General features: G+C 38.2%; 16 protein-coding genes. All 16 read left to right on the top strand.

The window, feature by feature from the left end; genetic code table 11:
- The first annotated feature begins 162 nt into the window (after positions 1-162).
- The 16 genes from MKY30_RS00580 to MKY30_RS00505 all read left to right on the top strand — a co-directional run bounded on the left by MKY30_RS00580 (position 163) and on the right by MKY30_RS00505 (position 18,057).
- Positions 163-1,182: a substrate-binding domain-containing protein gene (locus MKY30_RS00580; RefSeq protein WP_156985261.1), complete on the top strand. Its 1,020-nt coding sequence runs from the start codon at positions 163-165 to the stop codon at positions 1,180-1,182.
- A 265-nt stretch (positions 1,183-1,447) separates the two neighbouring features.
- Positions 1,448-2,509 (top strand): LacI family DNA-binding transcriptional regulator, encoded by a 1,062-nt coding sequence (locus tag MKY30_RS00575; protein WP_147210560.1) that lies wholly within the window; start codon positions 1,448-1,450, stop codon positions 2,507-2,509.
- A gap of 23 nt (positions 2,510-2,532) precedes the next feature.
- Positions 2,533-3,240 (top strand): ThuA domain-containing protein, encoded by a 708-nt coding sequence (locus tag MKY30_RS00570; RefSeq protein ID WP_339282736.1) that lies wholly within the window; start codon positions 2,533-2,535, stop codon positions 3,238-3,240.
- Between the two features lie 25 nt (positions 3,241-3,265).
- Positions 3,266-4,294: a Gfo/Idh/MocA family protein gene (locus tag MKY30_RS00565; RefSeq protein WP_339282735.1), complete on the top strand. Its 1,029-nt coding sequence runs from the start codon at positions 3,266-3,268 to the stop codon at positions 4,292-4,294.
- A gap of 6 nt (positions 4,295-4,300) precedes the next feature.
- On the top strand, positions 4,301-5,335 hold the full coding sequence (locus MKY30_RS00560) for a Gfo/Idh/MocA family protein (RefSeq protein WP_339282733.1): 1,035 nt from the start codon (positions 4,301-4,303) through the stop codon (positions 5,333-5,335).
- 14 nt (positions 5,336-5,349) lie between these two features.
- Complete coding sequence (locus tag MKY30_RS00555) at positions 5,350-6,318, top strand: TIM barrel protein (protein WP_156984907.1); 969 nt, start codon at positions 5,350-5,352, stop codon at positions 6,316-6,318.
- A gap of 336 nt (positions 6,319-6,654) precedes the next feature.
- The gene (locus MKY30_RS00550; protein WP_341082512.1) at positions 6,655-8,313 is read left to right on the top strand and encodes a glycoside hydrolase family 13 protein; all 1,659 of its coding nucleotides are present in this window, start codon (positions 6,655-6,657) and stop codon (positions 8,311-8,313) included.
- A 162-nt stretch (positions 8,314-8,475) separates the two neighbouring features.
- A complete protein-coding gene (gene motA, locus MKY30_RS00545) occupies positions 8,476-9,261 on the top strand; it encodes a flagellar motor stator protein MotA (protein ID WP_147212783.1) in 786 nt (261 codons plus the stop codon).
- Positions 9,254-10,066, top strand: coding sequence for a flagellar motor protein MotB (gene motB, locus MKY30_RS00540; protein ID WP_341082511.1), 813 nt, complete (start codon positions 9,254-9,256; stop codon positions 10,064-10,066). The genes motA and motB overlap by 8 nt, the downstream gene beginning before the upstream one ends.
- Before the next feature lie 27 nt (positions 10,067-10,093).
- Positions 10,094-12,178: a chemotaxis protein CheW gene (locus tag MKY30_RS00535; protein WP_156984904.1), complete on the top strand. Its 2,085-nt coding sequence runs from the start codon at positions 10,094-10,096 to the stop codon at positions 12,176-12,178.
- Positions 12,179-12,308: 130 nt separating this feature from the next.
- Positions 12,309-12,773, top strand: a complete 465-nt coding sequence (locus tag MKY30_RS00530; RefSeq protein ID WP_147212780.1) for a chemotaxis protein CheW — start codon at positions 12,309-12,311, stop codon at positions 12,771-12,773.
- 624 nt (positions 12,774-13,397) lie between these two features.
- On the top strand, positions 13,398-14,144 hold the full coding sequence (locus tag MKY30_RS00525) for a Cof-type HAD-IIB family hydrolase (protein ID WP_246145298.1): 747 nt from the start codon (positions 13,398-13,400) through the stop codon (positions 14,142-14,144).
- Between the two features lie 785 nt (positions 14,145-14,929).
- Positions 14,930-15,112: a cold-shock protein gene (locus MKY30_RS00520; protein ID WP_077601913.1), complete on the top strand. Its 183-nt coding sequence runs from the start codon at positions 14,930-14,932 to the stop codon at positions 15,110-15,112.
- A 370-nt stretch (positions 15,113-15,482) separates the two neighbouring features.
- Positions 15,483-17,003 (top strand): aldehyde dehydrogenase, encoded by a 1,521-nt coding sequence (adh, locus tag MKY30_RS00515; RefSeq protein ID WP_147210151.1) that lies wholly within the window; start codon positions 15,483-15,485, stop codon positions 17,001-17,003.
- 127 nt (positions 17,004-17,130) lie between these two features.
- Positions 17,131-17,499, top strand: coding sequence for a DUF779 domain-containing protein (locus tag MKY30_RS00510; protein ID WP_147210152.1), 369 nt, complete (start codon positions 17,131-17,133; stop codon positions 17,497-17,499).
- A gap of 105 nt (positions 17,500-17,604) precedes the next feature.
- On the top strand, positions 17,605-18,057 hold the full coding sequence (locus MKY30_RS00505) for an IDEAL domain-containing protein (RefSeq protein ID WP_147210153.1): 453 nt from the start codon (positions 17,605-17,607) through the stop codon (positions 18,055-18,057).
- The last annotated feature ends 27 nt before the right edge of the window (positions 18,058-18,084 follow it).

The following is an 18,084-nucleotide window of genomic DNA, read 5'->3' as shown; positions in this document are numbered from 1 at the left end:
GTTATTATTTATTTTCTGCATGGTAAGCATACCTGGGGACTGCGTTGTTTTGTGAACTCCCGACGTAATAGCCTATAGAGGTTTTATGGGGGTTTGCTGGTCAGCTCTGTTTCTCTGCTTTATTAAACTATCATGAATAAGCTGACTTAGAGGGTGATGAAAATAGTTACAATCAAAGATATAGCAAAGGTGACCGGTTTTTCTCCTTCTACAGTATCCCGGGTAATTGCTAATAACTCGAGGATAAGTGAAGAGACGAAACAAAAAGTTAGAGCAGCAATGGAAGAATTAGGATATCACCCTAATCTGACTGCCAGGAATTTAGTCGTACAGTCAACGAAAACGATTGGCGTGATTATGCCGTCTTCAGCAGATAAGTCTTTGCAGAATCCATTTTTTACAGAAGTTTTAAGAGGGATAGGATCATATTTTCATCAAGAGCAGTTTTCAATGCTTCTTTCGTCTGGACAAACAGAGGAAGAAAAGTTTAAAGAAATCGAAAGAATGGTCCTGGGTAAATATGTTGATGGGGTAATTTTACTTTATTCACGACTGAATGATTCCGTAGTGGATTTTTTAAAGGAAAAGAATTTCCCTTTTGTTATGGTGGGAAAACCTTCAGAATATAAAGACGAAATAGTTCATGTAGACAATGATAATATAAAAGCGGGGAAAGATATTACTGAGCATTTGATAGAAAATGGACATAAACGGATTTCGTTTATCGGAGGAGCCGCAGATCTGGTTGTAACCATCGACCGGCAAAAAGGCTATGAAACAGCATTAAAAGAAGCTGACATTCCTGTAACAGAGGAGTATATCATCCATACAGAGTTTCTAAAGTCTGGTGGAAGGGAAGCTGTTGAACAAATTTTAGAACTTAAAGTAAAGCCGGATGCTATTGTTGTAAGCGATGACTTAATCAGTGTAGGAGTTATCAGCATGTTGGAGGAATATGGGCTGAAGGTTCCTGAACATATATCTTTAGTCAGCTTTAATAATATTTACTTCTCAGAAATTATACATCCTGCACTTACAACAGTGGATATCCAAATCTTTCGTCTTGGTGTAGAATCAGCAAAAGCAATTATTCAAATATGCACGAATCAGGTGCTGCATAAAAAGCGGATTATTATTCCTCATTCTATCGCATACCGGAATTCGGTTAAAGTAATGAAATGAAAAAATTGCTGGTAACTCGTTATCAGCAATTTTTCAAAAAAAGGTTTATAGATTTTATTATTTTTATGCAAACGTTTCCGTTGATGTGATTGAAAGGGAAGTGATGTTTTAAATAGAATGAATATAATACTCTTGCATATCAATAAAATGAATGATAGTATTAAACCAAAATTTCATGCAAACGTTTGCTTTATTTTGAATGTAATTAAAAGGTTTTTAATTAAGATTCTTTTTAATACAAATTTTAGGAAGGAAAAGTATTCACATGGCAATAACTATCAAAGATGTAGCTAAAGCAGCGAATGTTGCCCCTTCTACCGTTTCCCGAGTAATTTCTGACAGCAGGCATATCAGTGAAAAAACAAAAAAGAAGGTTCGACAGGTAATGAACGAACTCGGATATCATACCAATCTGAATGCCAGAGGTCTTGTTCAGCAATCTACGAAAACATTAGGCGTTGTATTAAAGTATTCGGAAAGCGATGCATGGAAATTAGGAAATCTATTTGTCTCTGAGGTTTTACAAGGGATAAGTGCTCACTGTCAACAGCACGGATACAGTATTATGATTACTACAGGAAGCACAGAAGAAGAAATTTATAAAGATGTTGGCCGAATGGTACAAGGAAAACAAGTAGACGGAATTATTGTTTTATACGCTAAGAAAAATGATAAAGTGGTTCCTTTTTTATTGGAAAAAGCAATTCCTTTTTCTGTTGTCGGAAAACCAATGGAAAGAATGAATGAAATCATGTTTGTGGACAACGACAATATGCAGGCAGCTAAAGATGCTACGGAATTTTTAATCCATAGAAATCACAGCCGAATTGGTTTTATAGGAGATAATCCCACCTTTCAAGTAATTCAGGATCGCGTAGAAGGTTACTATAAGGCTCTTGAAGAACATGGTATCCGAAGAGATGCAAGCTATGTGAAATTTGTACATACTCCAGAAGAGGAAGGGGCAGTAGTAGAAGAATTTTTAATAATGGAAGCGAAACCAACAGCGCTTGTCATTTCTACCCCGCTTCAAGGAGTAGGTGTATTAAAAGCATTACATAAAAGAGGAGTGCATGTACCTGATGAGATAAGCTTGGTTGTTTTTAACAAGACATTGATAACAGAAATGTCGATACCTGTGCTTACGTCCATAGACACAGAAGCTTTTCAGCTTGGTTATGAAGCTTCAAGAGGGGTAGTTGAGCTGATTAATAATCCTGATACTTTCAAACGCAGTGTAATTATTCCTGCAAAAATTGAGCCGAGAGAGTCTCATAGAAAATTAACTAAAGATAATAGTTCTGTCATCAATGTAACGATGGAATAAAAGAAAAATAAGGAGTGTCTGATATGAATATAGTAGTATGGAATGAAAATCGTCACGAAAAAACAAATGAAACAGTTGCTTCTATTTATCCGAAAGGGATTCACGGAGCAATTGCCGGTTTTTTAACAGAAGCGGGTCATGATGTTACTACGGCGACATTAGATGAGCCGGAGCATGGTTTATCGGAGGATTTATTAGAGAAAACAGATGTGCTGATCTGGTGGGGGCATATGGCACATGATGAAGTACAGGATGACATTGTAGAAAGAGTGAAAAAGCGTGTGTTAGACGGCATGGGATTAATTGTTCTTCACTCAGGGCATTTCTCGAAAATCTTTAAATCTCTTATGGGAACAGGCTGTGATTTGAAATGGCGTGAATCAGACGATACAGAACGTGTTTGGAATGTAGACCCATCCCATCCAATTGCCAAAGGAATTGGCGAGTACTTTGAAATTGAAAAAGAAGAAATGTATGGAGAGCATTTTGATATTCCTGCACCGGATGAGCTGATTTTTGTCAGCTGGTTTACTGGCGGGGAAGTTTTCCGGAGTGGAGCTACCTTTAAACGAGGCCGTGGGAAAATATTCTATTTCCGTCCTGGTCATGAAACCTATCCAACCTATCATCTGGAAGAGGTCCAGCAGGTAATTAAAAATGCTGTAGAATGGGCTGAGAACCAAAATACACCGAAGCATACATACGGTAATTTCCAGCCGATTGAAAAATAAAACAATGTAGAGAGGAAGATAAGAGATGAGTTTAAAAGTAGCAGTTATCGGATGCGGCAGTATTGCAACACATCGGCATCTGCCGGAGTACGCAGCGAATGAGAATGTCGAAATCACAGCAGTTTGCGACATTGTTGGCGAACGGGCAGAGGAAGCAGCAGCAAAATATCAAGCTAAAGCTTATACAGATTATAAAACACTGTTGAAAGAAGAGAGCATTGATGCTGTCAGTGTCTGTCTGCCAAACTATTTACATGCACCTGTCAGCATTGATGCGCTGAATACCGGTGCGCATGTACTTTGTGAAAAACCGATGGCAACTTCTATAGAAGAAGCAGATAAAATGATAGAAGCTGCGGAACGAAACGGGAAGAAATTAATGATTGGACATAATCAGCGTTTTGTTGCTTCTCACCAAAAAGCCAAAGAGCTGATTGAATCTGGAGCGATTGGAAAGGTTTACAGCTTCCGTACAGCATTTGGACATGGCGGCCCAGAAGGCTGGAGTGCTGATGGGAAAGAGAGCTGGTTCTTTAAAAAAGACGAAGCATTTATCGGAGCAATGGGCGATTTAGGCGTACATAAAGCAGATTTAGCCCGTTATCTATTGCAGGATGAGTTTGTGGAAGTAGGAGCATTTGTGGAGACAAGTGCAAAAGAAAATACAGATGTCGATGATAACGCGACACTGATTCTTAAATCAGCAAAGGGCACAATTGGAACGTTGGCAGCAAGCTGGGCGTATACGGCAAAAGAGGATAACGCGACAATTATTTATGGAGAAAAAGCAACACTCCGTTTAGAGGACGATCCAACCTATTCGCTGGTGGCTCAATATGCAAATGGCGAAACTGTAAAGTACGAGCTCGGTGCTATTCAGTCCAACGACGAAGGCGGGCAGACAACAACCCATGTTATTAATCATTTTATTGAAGCGATTCAAAACAATACTGTTCCATTAATTGACGGGATAGAAGGAAAGAAATCTCTCGCCATTATTTTAGGAGCTTTAGAATCGGTTAAAACCAAAAGAATCTATTCATTGGAGAAGTGACCAATTATGAAAAGGTTAAAAATAGGGTTGATTGGTGCGGGAGGAATAGCAGAGAACCGTCATATTCCTGCTTACCAGTCATTAAAAGAGCAAGTAGAAATAACTGGGGTACAGGATGTTAACCTTGTCCGTGCCAGAGAAGTAGCAGAAAAATATGCTATTCCGCATGTGTATGAAGATTATTTAGAAATGTTAAAGCATGTTGATGCCGTAACGATTTGTACCCCAAATAAATTTCATGAATCAATAGCAGTTGCAGCTTTGAACCAGGGGGTTCATGTTTTATGTGAGAAACCGATGGCAATGAATACAGCTGAGGGAGAGCGGATGGTAGATGCTGCGGAAAAAAATAACCGTATATTAATGATTGGTTACCATTACCGATTTATGGATGCCGTTGTTTTGGCAAAGCAGTCCATGGCTGAAGTTGGAGATCCTATTGTTACGCGCGTTCAGGCTTTACGTCAAAGAAAGGTTCCTGGCTGGGGTGTATTTATTAACAAGCAGCTTCAGGGCGGAGGCAGTTTAATAGATTGGGGCTGCCATTTACTAGATACAGCTCTCTGGCTTGTTTCTCCCTCTAAACCGATAGAAGTAAATGCGCAAACCTATCAGCGTCTAAGCAAGCAGCCGAATCAGGTTAATGATTGGGGGAGCTATGACCATGAAGCTATTGATGTCGATGATCATGTGAGCGCTTATATACGTTTTGATGATCAGAGTACGTTATTATTTGAATGCTCCTGGGCGGCAAATATAAAAGAAGATCAGACGCATGTCTCGATATCAGGAGAAAATGGTGGACTAAGCGTTTTTCCATTTGAATTCTATCAGCCGAAGTTTAACAGAATGATGGAAACGTACACAGAGACCGTGGAGGATCATCAGCAGGCCGGAGTTTTGCAGGCGAAGAATTTTATTGATGCCTGCTTAGGAAGAGATCAATTAAGAAGCAGTCCACAAGATGCGCTGAAAGTAAGCAAAGTAATTGATGCAATTTATGAAAGCAGTGATCAGGGGAAAAGTGTTTTTATAAACTAAAGGAGGCGCTAATAATGAAACTGGGTGTATTTACCGTTTTATTTGCAGAAAAAAAGTTTGAAGATATGCTGGATTATGTAAAAGATGCCGGATTAGATGCTGTGGAAATCGGGACAGGTGGAAACCCTGGTACAGCACATTGTCAAATTGATGAGCTGCTGGAAAGTAAGGAGAAACGAAAGGAATTCAAGGATAAGGTGGAATCGCGGGGGTTAACTATTAGTGCATTCAGCTGCCACGATAATCCTGTTTCGCCTAACAAGGCACATGCTAAAACAAGCCATGACGCATTTGTAAAAACTGTTCGTCTGGCGGAAATGCTGGATGTCCCTGTTGTGAATACATTTTCTGGTACACCGGGATCGAATGAAGATTCAAAATATCCTAATTGGCCGGTAACTCCATGGCCAACAGAGTACTCCGATATTTTAAATTGGCAATGGGAAGAAAAGCTGATTCCGTATTGGAAAGAGCAGGGGCAATTTGCAGAAGATCATGGTGTAAAGGTTGGACTGGAGCTGCATGCCGGTTTTCTTGTCCATACTCCATATACGATGCTGAAGCTTCGTGAAGCAACAAATAATGCTATCGGGGCAAACCTTGATCCGAGTCACTTATGGTGGCAGGGAATTGATCCGGTTGCGGCTATTAAAATTTTAGGAAAAGCTGGAGCTATTCATCATTTTCATGCCAAAGACACATATATTGATCAGGATAATGTTAACATGTACGGCTTAACCGACATGCAGCCATATGGAGATGTGCAGACCAGAGCCTGGAGCTTTCGCTCGGTAGGGTATGGGCATAGTATTCAGGAATGGTCCAATATTGTGAGTGCGCTTAGAACGTATGGCTATGATTATGTTATCAGTATCGAGCACGAGGATCCAATTATGTCTATTGAGGAAGGCTTTCATGCAGCGGTGAAAAATTTAAAACAGGTAAATATAACAGAAGCGCCAGCCACAATGTGGTGGGCTTAAGATAAATTGAACTGGACTATATGCTCTGGTAACAAGCGTATATTTCCAGTTCCATTTTTAGTTCCATTTTACCTTTCACTGTTTGTATTCTTTATATCTATTATTTGTTTATCAATTATCGAAATAATAAATAACACTATCATATAGATTTGACTGTCCTTTCTTATCGACAACGATTATGATAAGTACAATGAATATTTTTCTGATGAATTTGATTTTTCTGTATTTAAAGGTTTTAATTAGATATTAATGTTATTTTTCACATTCTCTACATTTTATTGAGTATTTTTACATCTAGGTAAAAAAGCATGGTTATTCAAGAAGGGAAGTCGGCATATGAAAAAAACATGGTGGAAAGAAGCAACAGCTTATCAAATTTATCCAAGAAGCTTTATGGATTCTAACGGAGACGGAATCGGTGATATACAGGGTATTATTTCTAAACTGGATTATTTAAAGGATTTAGGAATAGAGGTTATCTGGGTTAGCCCTGTTTATCAATCTCCTAATGATGATAACGGCTATGACATTAGTGATTATCAGGAAATCGCAGAAGAGTTTGGAACAATGTCAGACTTTGATGAGCTGCTTGAAAAAGTTCACCAAAAAGGTATGCGTCTGATTATGGATCTGGTAATTAATCATACTTCTGATGAGCACCCCTGGTTTGTTGAGTCTAAGTCATCTAAAAACAGCCCATACCGCGATTATTATATTTGGCGCCCCGGGAAGAAAAACGGGGAAGCACCGAATAATTGGGAGTCTATTTTTGGAGGTTCAGCATGGAAATATGATGAACAGACAAAAGAATACTTTATGCATATTTTTTCCGAAAAACAGCCTGATTTAAATTGGGAAAATGAAGCAGTACGCAAAGATTTGTATAAAATGGTAAACTGGTGGCTGGATAAAGGAATTGACGGCTTTCGTGTCGATGCAATCTCGCATATTAAGAAAAAGTCTGGGTTTCCTGATTTACCGAATCCGAAAAAGAAAAAATATGTTCCTTCTTTTAAAGGACATATGAATCAGGATGGCATCCATGCGTTTCTGCAGGAATTTAAAAAAGCCACGCTGGATCACTATGACATTATGGCTGTTGGAGAAGCTAATGGTGTAAAGCTGTCACAGGCAGATGACTGGGTCGGCGAAAAGCATGGTGTATTTGATATGATTTTTCAATTTGATCACCTTAATCTTTGGGGACGTGAAACTGGTGAGGGCCTTGACTTAGAAGAACTGAAGGATGTATTTACCACCTGGCAAAAGGGTTTGGAGAAAGTTGGCTGGAATGCATTGTTTTTAGAAAATCATGATCAGCCGCGCTCCGTTTCCAGCTGGGGAGATCCACAGAATTATCATACGGCTTCGGCAAAAGCTTTTGCTGTACTATATTTTATGATGCAGGGGACACCTTTTATTTATCAGGGGCAGGAAATTGGAATGACGAATGCTCCATTTGAATCTATCGAGGAGTATGATGCCGTTGATGCAAAGAATTTTTATAAGGAGCAGCTGGAAAAAGGCGTTCCGAAAGAAGAAATATTAGCGGCGTTAGCGAAGACAAGCCGGGACCATTCACGTACGCCAATGCAATGGAGTAGTAAAGCGAACGCAGGGTTTACAACTGGAACACCCTGGATGAAAGTAAATCCAAATTATACATCTATCAATGTAGAAGAGCAGCAAAATCATGCCGATTCTATTTTGAACTTTTATAAACAGCTGATTGCATTACGAAAACAAGAACAGGGACTCATTTATGGAAATTATGATCTTATGATAGAGAATCATCCAGGCGTATATGCATATACGCGGACATATCAAGAAGATAAGTGGCTCATCCTGGTAAATGTTTTTGGAAAAGAAACGGAATATAAATTGCCGGGAAAATTAAAGGATAAATCATTAAAATTACTGATTAATAATTATGAAGAGGCAGCACAAGGAAAACTTAAACCATATCAAGCTGTCATTTATCAAGTTAATGGATGAAAAACAGGCTCGTGCACATTGCACAGCCTGTTTTTCTTTATCTGGATCAATCATTTGTAAAATACTTGTCGATTAATGCGAAATTTACCTTACGAGAGACTTCATAATTTATGAATTTTACCGATATTAAAAGTAGGTACAATGGAAAACGGGAGGATACATATGGATAAATCATCAGTCATAGGATTAATATTAGGACTAATTGCTGTCGGTGTCGGAATGGTATTAAAAGGTGCAGAATTAACTGCATTGCTTGAGCCGGCAGCATTTCTTATCATTCTGCTTGGAACAGTCGCAGCAGTTACAATTGCCTTTCCAGGAAGTGTTTTAAAAAAAGTTCCATCATTATTTAAAAAGTTATTTTTTGAAGAAAAACAAACAGATTCTAAAGAGCTTATTGTCTTATTTATGGATTGGGCAGACCAAACTCGTAAAGAGGGTCTTCTTTCTTTAGAAAGTCAAGTAAGTGAAGTGAATGATCCATTTCTTTCATCGGGCCTGCAATTAGCAATTGACGGGCAATCACCTGATTTTATTAAGGATGTCATGATTGAAAAAATAGAAGCAATGGAGCAGCGGCATGAAGAAGGGGCTGCCATTTTCTCACAAGCTGGTACATATGCTCCAACGCTGGGAGTACTTGGCGCAGTAATCGGATTGATTGCAGCACTGGCTGATATGTCTGATATTGATGCTTTGGGACATGCTATTTCTGCAGCGTTTGTAGCAACATTGTTAGGGATTTTTACAGGATACGTATTATGGCATCCATTTGCTAATAAACTGCGTGAAAAGTCAAAACAGGAAATAATGCAAAAAGAATTAATTGTTGAAGGCGTCTTGTCCATTACAACAGGCGATTCCCGGTTAATTGTGCAGGAAAAACTGGGATCCTTACTTTCATCCAAAGAATTAGCAGAGCTGCAGAAGAGGGATAGCGATGGCTAGAAGAAGGAAAAAGAAAAAACAATCACATGTAGATGAGTCATGGCTGCTTCCTTATTCTGATTTATTAACATTATTAGTAGCGTTATTTATTGTTTTATTCGCTTCAAGTGATATCAATGTAGAAAAATATTTCCAGCTTGCTAACGTTTTTCGTGATGAATTATCGGCTGGATCAGGTACAGGTCTCTTGGATTATGAATCCGAACCGATTCCTCCAAGCGTAAAAGAAGGCCGGGATGACGGCGATTATATGGAGGAGGGCAAGGATGATGAGGAAGGAACTGTAGAAGAGGACTTAGAAGGTCAACAGGAGCTTCTTAAGCTTCAGGGAATTCAAAGAGAAATTAATGATTATATTGAAGAAGCAGGTCTAACGGAAGAGTTTGGGACCGAGCTGACCGGAGAGGGACTGCTCATTACGATGCGTAATGATATTCTGTTTGATTCGGGCAGCGCGGTAGTTAAACCAGAGGGAAGACAGGTAGCGGAGGATGTTTCTCAAATCCTGTATACAGAGCCTCCTCATCAGGTTGTTATTAGTGGTCATGCCGATGACGTTCCTATTCACAATGCAGAATATGATTCGAACTGGGAGCTCAGTGTGAATCGTGCAATGAATTTTATGCAGATTATTCTTGAAAATAACAACCTTGACGCAACCTTGTTCAGCGTAAAAGGACATGGAGAATTTGATCCGGCATATCCAAATGATACAGAGGAAAACAGGGCAAGGAATCGGCGCGTAGAGGTATTGGTTTTACCGAATTATGAAATTAATGTGCCAAAGGAAACAGGGGAGCAATAGAATGTAGAGAGAATAGAGGGGAATCATATGGATACGCAACAATATTTAGATATTTTCTTAGATGAAAGCCAGGAGCATTTACAGTCAATCAATGATTTTTTATTGAAATTGGAGGAAGACTCTTCTAATTTGGAGTTTGTACATGAGATATTCCGCTCTGCACATACGCTAAAAGGAATGGCTGCAACAATGGGGTACGAGGATATCGCCTCACTTACACATAAAATGGAGAATGTACTGGATTTAATTCGTAATGAGGAGTTAGTGACGAATACTAAAATAATAGATACTTTATTTATTGCCATCGATGATTTAGAAGATATGGTTGACTCTATTCGCAATGGCGGAGATGGGAAGAAAGATGTCAGCGAGCATGTCAAAAAGCTGGAAGCGATTGAAAAAGGAGAGAAGATTTCAGAATCTGCTGCAACCGTTGCAGTTGAAGAATCCTTCGATGCAGTCAATCATTTCAGGACTTCTGATTTAGATGAATTCCAGCTTACAGTTGTTCAGCAGGCGAAAGAGCAAGGTATGGTTCCCTATGATTTAACAGTCACTTTTGAAGCGAGCTGCATTTTAAAGGGTGCCAGAGCATTTATGGTTTTTGAAGTATTAGAGAATTTGGGAGAAATTATTCGGACTTCTCCAACCGTCGAAGAAATCGAAGAAGGAACTTTTGATTCTGGATTTACTTTATTATTTCTGACAGATCAGGAGCCTGAAAAATTGATTGAAGCGGTCAAAAATATATCAGAAGTAGAAGCTGTCGAAGCACACGTTATTCAGACTGATGTTGGATCTGCTGATAGTCAGAAACAAGCAGAGAATAAACAGGCAGATACTGCACAAAAAGATGGAAAACCTGCCCCGGAAAAGGCAAATAAAGTACACGCAGAAGTGTCCGAGTCGAAGCCTCAAGTACCTCAAAAGAATAATACAACACAAAATAACGTAAAGAAAACAGCTTCTAAAAATATTCGGGTAAATCTTGATAAAATTGATAACCTCTTAAATCTATTTGAAGAGGTTGTCATTGACAGAAGCCGTTTAGAAGTGCTTGTTTCATCAATAGATAATAGTGATTTAAGAGAAACTGTTGAACATTTAAGCAGAGTAAGCTCTGATATGCAATCTCTGATTCTTGCGATGCGAATGGTTCCGATAGAACAGGTATTTAATCGGTTCCCAAGAATGATACGTCAGTTATCCAAAGATTTGAATAAAAAAATTGCCTTGGAAATAAAAGGTGCTGAAACAGAAGTGGACCGTACAGTAATCGATGAAATTGGCGACCCGCTTGTCCACTTAATTCGTAACTCCTGTGATCATGGAATTGAACATCCGAAAGAGCGTATTGCGAATAATAAACCGGAGGAAGGTAAGCTGATTCTGCGAGCTTACCACAGCGGGAATTATGTTTTTGTTGAAATTGAAGATGATGGTGCGGGAATTAATCGTGAAAAAGTATCGCAAAAAGCGATTGAAAATAATATTATTACGCCACAGCAGGCTAAAGAGCTAACGGATGACCAGGTTGCTGCGTTAATTATGAGCTCCGGCTTCAGTACAGCTGATACTATTTCCGATGTATCCGGGCGTGGCGTAGGATTAGATGTTGTAAAGAATAAAATAGAAGCTTTAGGCGGTAAAATTTCTGTAACAACAGCTTCAGGTAAAGGCAGTATTTTTTCCATACAGCTGCCGCTGACTCTATCGATTATAACAACAATGCTTGTGCATATTAAAAAAGAAACTTTTGCAATTCCATTAACTTCCATTTTAGAGACGGTGATGCTGCCTAAAGAGAAGATTATGGATGCCCACGGTGCAGATGTTATTGATTATCGCGGTAAAATTATACCTGTCCTTTCTTTAGGAAAGGTGCTGCAAGTTCCGGATTGTGAGACAGATGCAGATCGTTTTTCTACAGTGATTATTAAAAAGGGTGAAAAGCTGGTAGGATTAATTGTTGATGAATTGATCGGCCAGCAGGAGGTTGTATTAAAATCTCTTGGAAATTATCTCGGAGAAGTATTTGCTGTATCAGGTGCAACTATTTTAGGCGATGGTGAGGTTGCTCTTATTATTGATCCCAATGCATTAATTGATTAAAGAGGAGGTTCAACAAGTCCAATAAAGGCGATACGGAGAATTTCTACATTAATGAACTTTTTTGTCCCATTTATCGGACTTTTTGAACACATATTTAAAACAAAAAAATCCAAAAAAGGAGATAAAATCAATGGAGACAGATAAACATATCTTATTTAAATTAAAAGAACAGACCTTTGCTGTCCATGTGCAGCAAATTGTTTCAATAGAACGCGAATTATCTTTAACAAAAGTACCTCGTACTCCTGATTTTATGATGGGTGTTACAGAAATGCGCGGAATTATGACACCTATTATCGATTTACGTGAAAGATTGAATCTTGGCGGTGTTGAAATAACGGATCAGACCAGAACCCTTGTCGTTCAAGTAGATGATATGCAAATTGGTATGCTGGTTGATCAGGCCACAGAAGTAAAGGATATTCCGTCTTCATTAATAAAATCTGCACCAAAGCTTGTGGGTGAAATAAAAGATACCTTTTTATTAGGGGTAGCTACAATTGATGATGAACTAATTTTATTATTAGATTTAGAACAGATTATTCAATTTACCGAAAAAAATCAGCTTCAGGAAGTAATGAATGAGCTTGATTAATTCTTAGTATAATAATTTTTTGAAAGATAGCACTTAATTAGGAAATATCTGATTAAGTGTTTTTCTGTGTAGAGAGTTTATAAGGATTAAAAAAAGCCCATAAATAATAAGAAGCGGAGAATGATTTTATGTTAAAAACTGTTTATGAGATGGCGCATAAGTATTGGAAATATGTAAGAAGCATATTGACAATTGTAAACGTGACTCGGATTGTGATTACTTATTCCGTCATAACGTGTCGCAGTGGTCATGTTAATCTGACAAAACTGTTGGATTTCTCAACCATTGACAATCATTATCTGCTTAGTTAAATATTCTTTTAGGAAAGAAAGAGTATTTCCTGGGAAATATAATAGAATAATTTGTTGAAATAACTGTTTTCTTAATGAATGAATTATTTTTATAGAGTTGAGACAAAAAGAAGTGTTTGGTTTGGAAATCGATAATATATTAACAAAACAGAGTATATTTCTGAAGTGGGTATTTGCATAAATGTGCGCGGAATTTGCTGATGATAATTTTTTGTCTCAGTTTTCTTAGGAAGAATGAAGAGAAATTTCGTTTTAGTAGTAAAAGTATAAGCATTTCTATTATACTTAAAGCAGGATAAAAGAGAAATGAGGAATGGACGATATGACAAAAGCTATTAAACTGATTGCCCTGGATATGGATGGAACATTATTAACTCCGGAACTTGAGGTATCAAAGCGGAACAAAGAAGCAATTCAAGAAGCATTAAATCAAGGCATTCAAGTTGTTTTAAGTACTGGACGGGGATTCCAGGGCTGTTATCCATATGCAAAAGAATTAAATTTACAGACATTCTTGATTACTGCAAATGGAGGTGAGGTTTGGACAGTTGAAAAAGAATTATTGCGGCAGAAATTGCTAGCTAATGATATAGTGGAGAAGCTGTATGCAGTTACAGAAGAGGTTGGCATACGCAGATGGATGATTTCTACTGAAAAAGTATTTTATGATGATGAATTTGTAAATATACAGGATTACCAATGGCTAAAATTTGGTTGTGCTTCGGAGGATCAAGAGAAATTAAATGAAGTTAAAAGAAGGCTGGCAGGATTTAGTGGCCTGGAATTAACGAATTCATTGCCAACAAACATTGAAATTAATCCTGAAGGAGTAAGCAAAGCAGATGCATTAGATTTTCTTTGTAAACGTACAGGTATTTCAATGGAGGAAGTTATGGCAGTTGGTGATAGCTTGAATGATGTAAAAATGATTCAAGAGGCAGCTGTAGGCGTTGCTATGGGCAATGCTCAAGAAAAAATTAAAGAGGTAGCAGATGCAATTACCTCCAGTAATATGGAAGATGGAGTCGGAAAAGCAATTGAAAAATTTGCACTGAGGTAATCAATACGAAAAGCAGTAAAAAGTTTATATTATAAAAAGGAATTAGACAGTTTTATTATTCTGTCTGATTTTTTTTAAAAGATAAGAAAGTATATAAAAATACTGAAGGCAGCCGCTGCAATGGCTTTCATGGGGTGAGTAATCGCAACCCCAGAAATACACTACGCTTTCCGTGGGCCCCGAGCTCATCTCCTCGAAAAAAAGAAGAGCACTTTTTTCTGCGGAGGCATACAGGATGTATGTCAGTTCGGTGCCTGAGACAAGACGTCGCGAACTTAACCGAACCTCCTTTCGTTTTGCACATGCCCACAGGAGTCTCAGTGTATTTCTTCTGGAACTGGGACTGCGATTACTCGTCCCATCAAAAAGCGTCGCTAAAATTAGCTTTATTTCTTTGTGAAAAAGTAAATAAAACATATTTCTTCTTAGATGGGAGCGACTTCCCGCAGCGGACATCTCCTTGGCTGGAACACCAGTATTTTAAAGACCAAGTGATTTTCTTGGTCTTTCTTAAACAGTAATCTTCACAGTAAGAATAAATTTATTTAATAAAAACCAAATACTTTATCATGAATATACAATCTGCACATAAAATAAAGAAGGGGCAGTTCGCTTATGGAGTATAGAGAATAGAAAAATAGTACAAGCTATAAGAGAAGTAAAAGAATGAATTTAACGAAACTAGGGAATTTATACTTGAAAAAAGTAAGAAAAGTTGTTATGCTCAAAAGTTTCACTCTTTCAAGAAATAGCGTATACTATATATTAGGAAGGGAGATGCTATTATGTCTTTTTCTCGTGGACCCAAAGAACCGGTGCCAGAGGTTGAAACGAGCGTATGGTCATGTACTAAAGAAGATTGTCAAGGATGGATGAGAGAATCATTTAGTTTCGAAGATGAACCGAGCTGCCCTTTATGTCAGTCCGAAATGGCAAAGGAAGTTCGTGTAATTCCTGAATTGAAGTAAATAGTATCTCTATTATTTGCTGCTGGTGAAGCAAAACATAGCCAACGGGCTTGATTTTCCCCGCTGAGCCATGTTTAGTTAATCAGTAAAAGAAGTGTCTGTTTTTTCCTTGACTATATTTAATACTTCTGTTTGATGTAATATGGTTAAGATGGGGACTATGGACACTGCATGCTATTTAATGAAGCTTCTGCATATTGATTGCAGAGGCTTTTTTTCTGTTTAATAAGGATTACAGATAGGAAAAGACATTAAAAAATAAATAGTTGAAATTATTGTAAAAGTAGAATAATATTTGCTATACTAAGAGCACAAATTAATATTTGATTAACACTATATTGTAATCGCTTACACTAAGGAGGAGTTTTTAATGAGGTATGCTAATCCGAATACAGAAGGTGCTATTGTAAACTATGAAAAACGTTATGATAATTATATCGGAGGAGAGTACAGACCGCCGGTAAAAGGAAACTACTTTGAAAATACCACTCCGATTACAGGTGAAGTATTTTGTGAGCTGGCCCGTTCGACTAAGGAAGATGTCGATGCAGCTATTGATGCAGCTCACGAAGCGAAAGAAGCGTGGGGAAAAACATCTGTCGCAGAGCGTGCAGTTATTTTAAATCGTATTGCTGACCGGATGGAAGAGAATCTTGAAAAATTAGCTGTAGCAGAAAGCTGGGAGAATGGTAAAGCCGTTCGTGAAACATTGGCAGCAGATATTCCATTGGCAATTGACCATTTCCGTTATTTTGCCGGGGCTATTCGGGCACAGGAAGGAACCTTGAGTCAAATTGACAATGATACTGTCGCTTATCATTTTCATGAGCCGTTAGGTGTTGTCGGTCAAATTATTCCTTGGAATTTCCCGATACTGATGGCAACTTGGAAGCTGGCGCCGGCATTGGCTGCCGGGAATTGTGTTGTGCTGAAGCCTGCTGAACAGACACCTGCATCTATTCATGTTCTTCTCGATTTAATTAAAGACCTATTACCGGCTGGTGTACTGAATATTGTAAACGGTTTTGGTGTAGAAGCTGGAAAACCGCTTGCTGCAAACAGCCGTATTTCAAAAATTGCATTTACTGGAGAGACGACAACCGGTCGTCTTATTATGCAATATGCATCTGAAAATATTATTCCGGTAACACTTGAACTGGGCGGAAAGTCCCCAAATATTTTCTTCGAAGATGTTTTAGATAAGGACGATAGCTTTGTAGATAAAGCAATTGAAGGAATGGTTATGTTTGCCTTGAATCAGGGAGAGGTGTGTACGTGTCCATCCCGCGCACTTGTTCATGAATCTATTTATGACCGCTTTATGGAAAAAGCGATTGAACGTGTCAAACAAATTAAAATTGGTCATCCGCTTGATACAGATACAATGATGGGAGCACAGGCCTCAGAAGAGCAGCATGAAAAAATTAAATCTTATTTGGATATTGGAAAGCAGGAAGGCGCAGAGGTTCTTGTCGGCGGAGATGTAAATCAGCTTGATGGAGAGCTGGCTTCGGGATATTATGTACAACCGACAATTTTCAAAGGTAATAATAAGATGCGGATTTTCCAGGAAGAAATTTTTGGTCCGGTCTTATCAGTAACTACTTTTAAAGACAAAGAAGAGGCGCTGGAAATCGCAAATGATACACTTTATGGATTGGGTGCCGGCATTTGGACTCGTGATATGAATACAGCCTATCGTTTTGGCCGTGGTATTCAGGCTGGGCGTGTATGGACAAACTGTTATCATCAATATCCTGCACACGCAGCGTTTGGCGGTTATAAGAAATCAGGAATCGGAAGAGAAAATCATTTAATGATGCTGGATCATTATCAGCAGACAAAAAACCTGCTGATCAGCTACAGTGAAGGTCCGGCCGGTTTATTCTAGGAGAAAGATATAAGTAAATTAACAGAGCTGCAGCATTGGCAGGCATATGATTATACATATGCCTGCCATGAAATTATAAGCAGGTAACTACTCTTTCCGCAATTATTCTAATAAGGAGGTATTTTCCATGGTAGACAGAGTTATTGCGACACAGGAAGCGCAGGAGCTGATGGAGAAGCTGAAAGATATTCATGGTCCGCTAATGTTCCATCAATCAGGAGGCTGCTGTGACGGGAGTTCGCCAATGTGCTATCCGCTAGGAGAATTTAGAACAGGTGATTCTGATGTCTTACTGGGAAATCTGCCAGGAGATATTCCGTTTTATATTTCCAAAGATCAATTTGAGTACTGGAAGCATACACAGCTTATTATTGATGTTGTTAACGGAAGAGGTGGTATGTTTTCACTGGAGGGTCCAGAAGGAAAAAGGTTTTTAACCAGATCCAGAGTATTTTCGGATGAGGAAAGAGAGGAATTAGATTCCAGCGTAATATAAATTAATTTTTTGACAATTGAAATTTTTACTTGAATTTTCTTACTATATCCGATAAAATTAATTAACAGAAAATTTAGATGTATGTTCTAAACAGGGAGGGATAAGATGGTTACTGTTAAAATGTTAAAGCCTTACTATGTAAAGACAGAAGAAAAGTATATTCGGATTATTTTAGCGTATCAGTACTTCTCAATTATTATGAATAAGAAAGTATATCAATTTATCCCTGTTAAATCGACAGAAGTACGCATCAACCGCAAAACGAAGAAGATTGAAAATATCGATGATGTCTTTGCTTTCCAAAAAGGTAAGGAAGTATTAACTATTTCCATGTCCCAATTGGTTTCTATTCCAGGCTTTTTAGAGATGCTTCATCGAATTGCAGAATCTTATTATTTACCAGAAGACACTGAGGCTGTTTCAGATCAGCAGAGAGCTTTAGACCAACTGATATCAGAGCTGGAATATGAAAATGTGAGAAGATTAATTGATAAAGCGATTGACAACGGTGATAAAGAGGCTTTTTTAGAATTAACAAATACGCTAAATGATAAATAAAATCACAGATATTTTAACATCAGCCAT

Source organism: Oceanobacillus sp. FSL W8-0428 (assembly GCF_038004405.1).
GTDB classification, from domain to species: domain Bacteria; phylum Bacillota; class Bacilli; order Bacillales; family Amphibacillaceae; genus Oceanobacillus; species Oceanobacillus sojae.
The sequence above is the reverse complement of the archived record's forward strand: the minus strand, read 5'-3'. Positions and strand labels throughout refer to the sequence as shown.